General features: G+C 27.3%; 4 protein-coding genes, 1 rRNA gene, 1 pseudogene and 1 riboswitch. Of the genes and pseudogenes, 4 read left to right on the top strand and 2 right to left on the bottom strand.

The window, feature by feature from the left end; genetic code table 11:
* From ACIQ56_RS14295 to ACIQ56_RS14280, 4 genes and pseudogenes are all read left to right on the top strand, one after another.
* Window positions 1–264: pseudogene (locus tag ACIQ56_RS14295) on the top strand (glycosyltransferase family 9 protein); the annotation flags it as partial.
* Between the two features lie 5 nt (window positions 265–269).
* Window positions 270–408, top strand: a riboswitch (cobalamin riboswitch).
* 11 nt (window positions 409–419) lie between these two features.
* Window positions 420–815 (top strand): acyl-CoA thioesterase, encoded by a 396-nt coding sequence (locus tag ACIQ56_RS14290; protein ID WP_397601720.1) that lies wholly within the window; start codon window positions 420–422, stop codon window positions 813–815.
* 124 nt (window positions 816–939) lie between these two features.
* Entirely contained in the window at window positions 940–3,330 is a 2,391-nt protein-coding gene (locus ACIQ56_RS14285) for a hypothetical protein (RefSeq protein WP_397601719.1), read from the top strand.
* 118 nt (window positions 3,331–3,448) lie between these two features.
* The gene (locus ACIQ56_RS14280; RefSeq protein ID WP_397601718.1) at window positions 3,449–3,769 is read left to right on the top strand and encodes a hypothetical protein; all 321 of its coding nucleotides are present in this window, start codon (window positions 3,449–3,451) and stop codon (window positions 3,767–3,769) included.
* A 31-nt stretch (window positions 3,770–3,800) separates the two neighbouring features.
* Here the strand turns inward: ACIQ56_RS14280 and ACIQ56_RS14275 are convergent, their stop codons facing one another.
* Both ACIQ56_RS14275 and rrf read right to left on the bottom strand, forming a co-directional pair.
* Complete coding sequence (locus ACIQ56_RS14275) at window positions 3,801–4,361, bottom strand: hypothetical protein (protein WP_397601717.1); 561 nt, start codon at window positions 4,359–4,361, stop codon at window positions 3,801–3,803.
* 561 nt (window positions 4,362–4,922) lie between these two features.
* Window positions 4,923–5,006: ribosomal RNA gene (gene rrf, locus ACIQ56_RS14270) — 5S ribosomal RNA — on the bottom strand; the annotation flags it as partial.

The following is a 5,006-nucleotide window of genomic DNA, read 5'->3' as shown; positions in this document are numbered from 1 at the left end:
TATATTATTACAAACGACTCTTTTGCTGCCCATGGAGCAGATGTCTTTAAAATTCCTGCTAGTGTATTATTCGGAGCAACCTCTCCTTTATTTGGTTTTGTTCCAATTTATAACAAAATATCTACTGAATATCTGAATTTATCTTGCAGCCCATGTTCAAGACATGGAAAAGGAAAGTGCCGATTTAAAAACCTAAAATGTCTTCAAGACATTGATACTTTAAATATATTTAATCAAATTTTAAAATTAAAAACAAAAAATTAATCCAATTTGCATAATATTTATTTTATAGATACTGTACCTATCCTTGTAGGGGAAGTCTGGTGAAAATCCAGCGCTGTGCCGCAACGGTTATCATTATTTTTTTTTATGAAAGCCCGATTACCTACAAGAATTCACTCTCGAGCAAGGGGTTACTCATGGACAGATCTCAAGATTTTCAAGAAAATATCAATCAATCGGAAACACGAATGATTAAATGTGTTTTTCCAGAAACCACAAATCATTACAATACATTATTTGGAGGAACCGCTTTAAATTGGATGGATGAAGTTGCTTTTATTACAGCAACAAGATTCTCTCGAAAAAAAATGGTTACGGTTTCATTAGATAAAACTGATTTTCAAAAACCAATTCCAGCAGGGTCATTTGCTGATATTCATGGGATTGTCACCCATGTAGGTAATAAAAGTTTAAAAGTTCAAGTTCAAATTTTTATTGAACATATGTATACAAAAAATAGAGAATTAGCTGTTAGTGGCACATTTTCAATGGTTGCTATTAATGAAAATGGCAAAACAACTCAAGTAATTTAGTTTTATTATTTTCCAAACTTTTAGCTATTCTATTTTTTTAAAATTTAAGATTGAATCAAAACAAAAATATTAATATAATAATTTGAACTTATATTCTTGTATTTTAAAAATAAAGAAGCAAAAAATGAGTCATAATAAATATGAATTTATCTCTGAATTATATAAAAATATTCTTGAAAGTAAATATTGCTTAGAGTTAACAGATTCTAATAAAAATATAGTCTATAAAGAAACCTTTCAAAATGCTATTTATCGTGTTGCTCATGAAGTAAACAAATACGATAAACATAAATTTGATGTAATGAAACAAAAGACAATACAATTTATTTCGAATAAAGACTTTAGCCCTGCCGGTGGAATTTGGAGAGCCGCAGGAAATCCAAGCACTAAAGTTTCTTTTGTAAATTGCACTACACAGCCTCCTGTTAAAGATTCTATCGAAAACATTTTTGGAGACTCTTTAATGAATTGGAGTCGCATCGCTTCTTATGGACAGGGAAATGGGATTGATATTTCTGGTTTAAGACCAAGAGGAGCAAAAACAAATAATTGTGCTAAATATAGCACTGGTGCAGTTAGTTTTCTCATAAATTATGATGCTTCCATGCAAGTCATCGGTGCAGAAAATCGCAGAGGAGCAACGAAGCCCGATTTATGGATTTATCATCCTGACAGTGAAGAATTTATTTCATGCAAATCTGATATTACTAAACTAACTTCACAAAATATTTCTGTAAAAATTGATTCCCATTTTATGCAATGTGTAGAAAAAAATAAAAATATTGAATTAAAATGGAAACGTATAAATAATGAGGTTTTTATAGGAGAAACGTTATTTGATAACGACTCACCTGGTCCAAATCTTGAAATAACGAAACAAATAAATGCAAGAAATTTGTTTCAAAAAATTGCTTTTCAAGCTTGGAAGACGGGGGAACCAGGAATTGAATTTTGGGACTTTAGTGAATATTGGTCAAATAGCAATTATCATCCCAATAAAAAATTTCATATTGTTTCAACAAATGGTTGTTCAGAACAAAAATTAGACCCATATAATACTTGTGTTTTAGCATCCATTAATTTTTATAATATGCCTCTTTACCATGAAAATTGGAAAGATTGGCTAATTGAAAGAGTTTCATTTGGTATTCGTTTTTTAGATAATGTAATGCTTGCAGAATATGAAGAAAACAGATCACCTCATCCTATTCAAAAACAAAAATTAAAAGAAATGACTAGAATAGGTTTAGGATTCACAGGATTATATGATTGGTTCATAAAAAATAAAATAATTTATGGTTCAGAAAAAAGCATCGAATTAATAAACAAAATAATGAGTATTTTTGCAGAATCAGCTTATCGAACATCCATTGAGCTAGGAAAAGAAAGAGGAAGTTTTACTGAATTTCAAAAAGAATGGTTCACACAAAGCCCTTTTATTAAAAGGCTATGTGAATTAACGAATTTAAAATTAAATGATTTTGAATTCATGAGACATGTGTGTTGTCTCTCAGTTGCACCAACAGGAACGCTTTCTATGGTTGTTGGAACAGGGGGGAATGGTTGCGAACCCTCTTTTTCTCCCTACTATGAACGAAAAGAAAGGGCAGTAACTGGCGAATACAGAACACATGTTATTTATGATAATTGTGTATTAAATGAACTAAAAAGAAAAAAGTTAAAAGTTACAAAAAAAAATATTGATGAAATGATTCAATCCGAAGAATGGGTTTTTGCTGCATGGAATAAAAATCCAAAAAAAAATATTCATCCAATAGATAAAATAAAATTAATGTCAGAATTGTATAAATATATAGATAGTGGAATATCTGTTACTTACAACCTTTCTGAATTCGCTACAATTGAAGATATTCTTGAAATTTATTATAAATCTTGGGAATATAAACTTAAATCGGTTACAGTCTATAGAGATAAAAGTAGAGAAGGTGTTTTAAATCATATTACAGATAAAAGTAACAATAAGAATTTAAGTAAACTTGTTTCTTTTAAAAGACCTCAAGAAGTTATTTGTGACATTCATCAAACAAATGTATCTGGTCAAAAATGGATTGTCCTCATTGGATTAATTGAAGATATCCCTTATGAAGTTTTCTGTGGTCTTTCTCATAAGAATTTTAATCCTTCTATTTATCCAAAAGGAAAAATATTTAAAAATGAAAAAGGGAATTATTTTTTAATTTTAAAAAATAAAGCTAAAGAAGTTAAATTAGATATAAAAAAATCATTTAAAAATGATGGCTCAGAAAGCGCTATGACAAGGCTTGTCTCTTTAAATTTAAGGCACCGTGTAGATATTAAATTTATTGTCCAACAGCTTGTTAAAGCGGAAGGAGATATGACAACTTTTGCAAAAGCAATTAGTCGAGTTCTTAAAAAATATATTGAAGATGGAAGTAAATTAGTTGGTGAAAACTGCCCAAACTGCCAAAAAGATTCTTTAATTCATCAATCAAATTGCATAGTTTGTAATGAATGCGGTTGGAGCCGTTGTTAATACTATAAATAATTTTTTGACATTGAGGTTAAATTTTTCATTCCACTCAAAATGATATGTATCTAAACTTTCCGATTACTAAAAAAATGTTTAAAGTAACTTCTAAAGGAAAAAAATATTGATTAAATATATTTTTGCCATAATTATAATACTTTTAAATTTTTATACATATGCTGGAGAAAATAAATGCTCTAAATGTTATAAATCATGCATTAATAAGCCAAATTATAATATTTTAGATTCAGAAGAAGTTATTAAATTTTTAAAAGAAGGAAAAATATCTATTATCAAAGATCAAGATAATATTCTAAAAAATGCAGATAAAAGTTTTTTAAAAACGAATCTCTTTTATAAAGAAGGATCATATTATGTAAATCAAAATCTAACATTTATCTTAACTTGTAAATGCTGTGATGACTGTTTAAAAAAAGAATGTTAGATTTTTGAAATATATTATTTAATTTATTAAATTAGTTGGGCAAAAAACCTATTCCTTCTGAATTCGGCTGTTTATCATTCATTAACTTTCCTTCAAAACACCAATTCGGATTTTTATCCTCAAAACACGATATTATATTTTGAAACTCTGATAAGCTTATAAGATCTGCTGTATAAGAAAGATAATAGTATCCTAAATAACTAACTTTTAAATATTTATATTCATCACTTTCATTTATCTTTTGAAATTTTATTTTTAATTTTGCATTTTTTAGAAGAATATCAGCATTTGAAATCATTGGCGCATCTGGATTAATCTCATCTATTAATCTTTCATTTTCACATTTAAATCCTTTAGGCTCAAAAATAATATTGGAAGCTTTAGATTCATTGTCTTTTACTAAATAATCGTATTTATTAAACCACCAAGTCGAATAACTTAAGTAATTATTTGAATTTAAGTCAGGTTCTTTAGCTTGAAATTTAATTTTATAAGATTTACAAAAACGAACCGGTTTACCTGACATATCAAATACAGGGTCAAAATTGTAGGATGCATAAACATTTGAAATAGAAAAAAAAAGAAATTCCAACAAATATTTTTTTTGAAAATAATTTCATACTTATTTTTTTGCAATTGAACTAGAATCCATATATTTTTTCATAAGCACCAATTCTTTCATACTAATGAGTTTACCCTAGTTACATTTAAACTATTTCTGTAACTAAAAATCTTTAAGCATTTTTTGTGCCATGTGTTTTTTAATAAAAGGAAAAATAAAATAATTTTTATAAAGTGAGTTTTACAAATGATAAAATCATAAAAAACATTATTTATAAAAAATTATCATATATGACAAAAAAAATTGTTAAATATGAAGTGTTAATGACATATGCGGTGAATGAAAAAATATTTTTCTAAAACTTTATTTTTTTTTGTAAAATACAAAGGCATAAATCATAATTTTTATTCTTTTAAAAGAATAAAAATTATGATTTTAAAACTAAATTAATTTTAAGTTTTATTACTAATTAATCTTAGAATAATAATAAAACATTAGAAAGTATAAAAAATTTCCTAGATAGTTTCATATAAAATTTTATTTATAAACAAAAAAAATCCCACTTCTTTTGAAGTGGGATTTAAGATTAAAAGGCTGCGCAGAGCTACTCTCCCACACCTAAGGGTGCAGTACCATTGCCGCAGGCGGGCTTGACTTCGGAGTTCGGAATGGGAT

Origin of the sequence: Silvanigrella sp. (assembly GCF_044369315.1) — a bacterium.
Classification (GTDB): domain Bacteria; phylum Bdellovibrionota_B; class Oligoflexia; order Silvanigrellales; family Silvanigrellaceae; genus Silvanigrella.
This window is presented reverse-complemented; position numbering and strand designations above follow the sequence as displayed.